Here is a 3344-nt window from a genome sequence, read left to right as displayed (position 1 = left end):
GACTCTGGTTCTGTCGAACCGGTCGAAATCTCGGCCCGCCCGATCACCCAATTTCAAGTTGGCCGTGCCGACAAGCAGTTCGGCCCTTTCGAATTCGTCGGCGGGCTGGAGATGACCTCGCCGACACGCGATTTCGGCGCGCTATCGGCCTTCCGCTTCCTGAAAGCCGGCGGTGACTTCATCGGCGTTGCCGACACCGGCTTCTGGTTCTTCGGCACGGTGGTCCGCGACGCGGAAAAGCGACCCTCCGGCATCCAGAATTTCAGCATGCAGCAGATGGTCGACCAGACCGGCCGGCCGATCGACAGGAAATGGGAGGTCGATGCGGAAGGTCTCGCGGTCAAGGACGGCATCGCCACCGTCGGCTTCGAGCGCAGCCACCGCGTCGCCCAGTTCAAGATCGACCCCAACGACATGAGGGCGCCGTTCAAGCCGCTGGATTTCGTCGTTCCGGCCTGGGAGCTGCGCCAGAATCGCGGCTTCGAGACCGTCACCCACGCCAATGCCAACGGCCAGCATGAGGGCGGCCTGGTCGTGGTCTCCGAGAAGAGCCTGGACAAGGCCGGCAACATCTATGCCGCCATCATCGAAGGGCCGCACAAGGGCGTCTTCACCGTCAAGCGCAATGGCGATTTTGACATCACCGACGGCGCCTTCCTGCCCGATGGTGATCTGTTGCTTCTGGAGCGCAGTTTCTCGATGGCCAGCGGCGTCAAGATGCGGCTGCGGCGCATCTACGGCGAAAGCGTCGAGAAGGGCGCGGTCGCCGACGGGCCGGTGCTGCTGGAGGCCGACATGGACTACCAGATCGACAATATGGAAGGGCTCGACGTCTGGAGCCGCGACGACGGCGCGCTGATGGTGTCGCTGATCTCCGACGACAACCACTCGATCCTGCAGCGCAACCTCTATCTGGAATTCATTCTCCACCAGGATTGACCCGCCGGCTTTACGTCCTGGTGGCGATCCAGATGACATGGCGGGCGCCGCGCTTGCCGTTGGCGCGCGTACTGACCTCTTCGACCGCGAATCCTGCCTGCTTCAGCCGCCGCGTGAAGCCGCTGTCGGGGCCTTGCGACCACACCGCCAGCACGCCGCCGGGTTTCAGGGCGCTGCGTGCGGCTGCGAGGCCTTGCACGCTGTAAAGTGCGTCGTTGGATTTGTGGACGATGCCTTCCGGGCCGTTGTCGACATCGAGCAGGATGGCGTCCCAGGCCGCGGGCCGCGACCGGATCAACTGCCCGACATCGGTTTCCTGGATTGTGACGCGAGGATCGTCGAGACAGCCGCCAAAGATTTCGGCCATCGGACCGCGCGCCCAGGCGACAACGGCCGGCACCAGTTCCGCGACGACGATTCCGGCATCATTGGCCAATTCTGTGAGTGCGGCGCGCAAGGTAAAACCCATGCCAAGCCCACCGATCAGGATTGTTGGCCGACTATGGCCGGCAATCCGCTCGCAGGATAGTTTTGCCAGCGCTTCCTCGGAACCGCTGAGGCGGCTGTTCATGAGCTCGTTGGTGCCCAGCATGATCGAAAATTCGGTGCCGCGCCGCTTGAGGCGCAGTTCCTGTCCGCCGTCCGGAGTCTTGGCCGAATCGAGCTGGACCCACGGGATCATGATCTTTGTCCGACCATGATCTTTTCCGAAAACCGGGTCCCACTTTTCGGGATCATGGTTTAAGCCGCAACCGCCGGCTGGCTCCAGCGGGCCGCGAGCAGACGGTAGGGGATCAACGCCACCACGGCGATGATCAGTTTCACCGAGAGATCGCCAAGCGCCCAGGAAATCCAGCGCATCGCCTCGACATGGAAGACGCCCATCAAAGGTGCGCTTTCCAACGCAAAGCCGTCGTTTGGTCCGGCGAAGGCAAAGGCAGCCGAGAACGCGACGGTGAAGAACACGGCGGTGTCGAACACCGACCCGACCAGCGTGCCGATGATAGGCGCGCGCCACCAACTCTGCCGGCGCAGCCGGTTGAAGACGGTGACATCGAGCAGTTGCGCGCTGAGGAACGCCGCTCCGGACGCGGCCGCGATCCGCACCAGCCGGTCGGCGGCGGTCTCGAATTCGATCAGGCCGTGGCGGAACAGGAAGGGCGGGACAAGGATCGAGCAGATCACCGCCGTCATGAAGCCGACAAAGACGATCCGGCGCGCCACGGTGGGGCCGTAGCGGCGGTTGGCGAGGTCGGTGACCAGGAACGAGAAAGGATAGGTGAAGGCCCCCCAGGTCAGAAGGTCGGCCAGCGAGAGGCCGCCGATCTGGCCCTGCATCGGGAATTGCACGAGAATGTTCGATGCCACGACGACAAGCGCCATGGCGGCCACGAATGGCAAGTATCGCGAGAAGAAAGTCATTTTTTTATCCTGGGTAATGGAACCAGCGGAACGTATTCCTAAATCGGATTACGCTAGCTTCGGAATTTGAGCATCGGATTGCCGAAACCTTGCGGCTTCGATCCGATGCCTAGGCCAACAAAAGGTTGGCCAGAGGCCAACAAGAAGTTGGCCAGAGGCCAACAAGAAGTTGGCCAGAGGCCAACAAGAAGTTGGCCAGAGGCCAACAACAAGAGGTTGGCCAGGGCGGTCGTCCCCCGCCTTTGAACTGTTTTAAGCGGCAGCCTGTTCAGCGGTCTTCTTGGCGATCTGCTTCTTCAGCAAACGGGCGCGCTGCGACAATTCCTTGACGTCGGCCTTAGCCAGGAAGGCGTCGAGGCCGCCGCGATGTTCGACCGAACGCAGCGCGTTGGCCGAAATGCGAAGACGCACGTTCTGGTTCAGCGCTTCCGAAATCAGCGTCACATTGACGAGGTTCGGCAGGAAGCGACGCTTGGTCTTGTTGTTGGCGTGGCTCACATTGTTGCCGGACATGACTGCCTTGGCAGTGAGTTCGCAGGTGCGGGACATTGTTCTAACCTTCAGTTCTCGGGGTCTGCCAAACACTCAAGCCCACGCCGGGTGGCGCGCGGTTCTGGTCAGGCGGCCTTATGGAAAAAGTTGGCGTTCCATAGTTGCATTTCGCCGAGGCGTCAAGCTCCAGCTTGCCTGCGGACACGCCCGGCATTTCATATTAAGGCCGGAATTCATCCTATAAGCGGTTCCATAGGGACATGCCAGACCGGAGTTGCCCGCCTCCGGCCGAAAATCAAGGACCCGATCCCGCCATGCTTCGTTCGCCACATGCCCTTGTTGCCATGCTTGCCATAGCTTTGCCGTCCGCCGCGTCTGCTGCCTCGCCGCAGTCGTTCAAGGGCGAGTACACGGTGTCGTTCCTCGGCCTTTCGATAGCGAAATCAACGTTTTCCAGCCGCTATGAGAACGGCGCCTACGCGATCCAAGGC

At 61.7% G+C, this 3344-nt stretch carries 4 protein-coding genes and 1 pseudogene; 2 read left to right on the top strand and 3 right to left on the bottom strand.

Annotated elements, in window-relative coordinates:
* On the top strand, window positions 1-939 hold a 939-nt coding region (locus EOD15_RS31175), incomplete at its 5' end, for an esterase-like activity of phytase family protein (RefSeq protein ID WP_127409162.1).
* 10 nt (window positions 940-949) lie between these two features.
* Here the strand turns inward: EOD15_RS31175 and EOD15_RS31170 are convergent.
* From EOD15_RS31170 to rpmB, 3 genes are all read right to left on the bottom strand, one after another.
* Window positions 950-1621: a hypothetical protein gene (locus tag EOD15_RS31170; RefSeq protein WP_127409161.1), complete on the bottom strand. Its 672-nt coding sequence runs from the start codon at window positions 1619-1621 to the stop codon at window positions 950-952.
* A 59-nt stretch (window positions 1622-1680) separates the two neighbouring features.
* Window positions 1681-2361 carry a queuosine precursor transporter gene (locus tag EOD15_RS31165; protein ID WP_127318426.1) on the bottom strand — a complete coding sequence of 227 codons (681 nt, stop codon included), beginning with the start codon at window positions 2359-2361 and terminating at the stop codon, window positions 1681-1683.
* Window positions 2362-2613: 252 nt separating this feature from the next.
* A complete protein-coding gene (gene rpmB / locus EOD15_RS31160; protein ID WP_013529373.1) occupies window positions 2614-2910 on the bottom strand; it encodes a 50S ribosomal protein L28 in 297 nt (98 codons plus the stop codon).
* Window positions 2911-3167: 257 nt separating this feature from the next.
* Here rpmB and EOD15_RS37380 point away from each other — a divergent pair.
* Window positions 3168-3344, top strand: a pseudogene (locus EOD15_RS37380) (DUF3108 domain-containing protein); the annotation flags it as partial.

The organism is Mesorhizobium sp. M7A.T.Ca.US.000.02.2.1, assembly GCF_003996995.1.
Classification (GTDB): Bacteria; Pseudomonadota; Alphaproteobacteria; order Rhizobiales; family Rhizobiaceae; genus Mesorhizobium.
The sequence above is the reverse complement of the archived record's forward strand: the minus strand, read 5'-3'. Positions and strand labels throughout refer to the sequence as shown.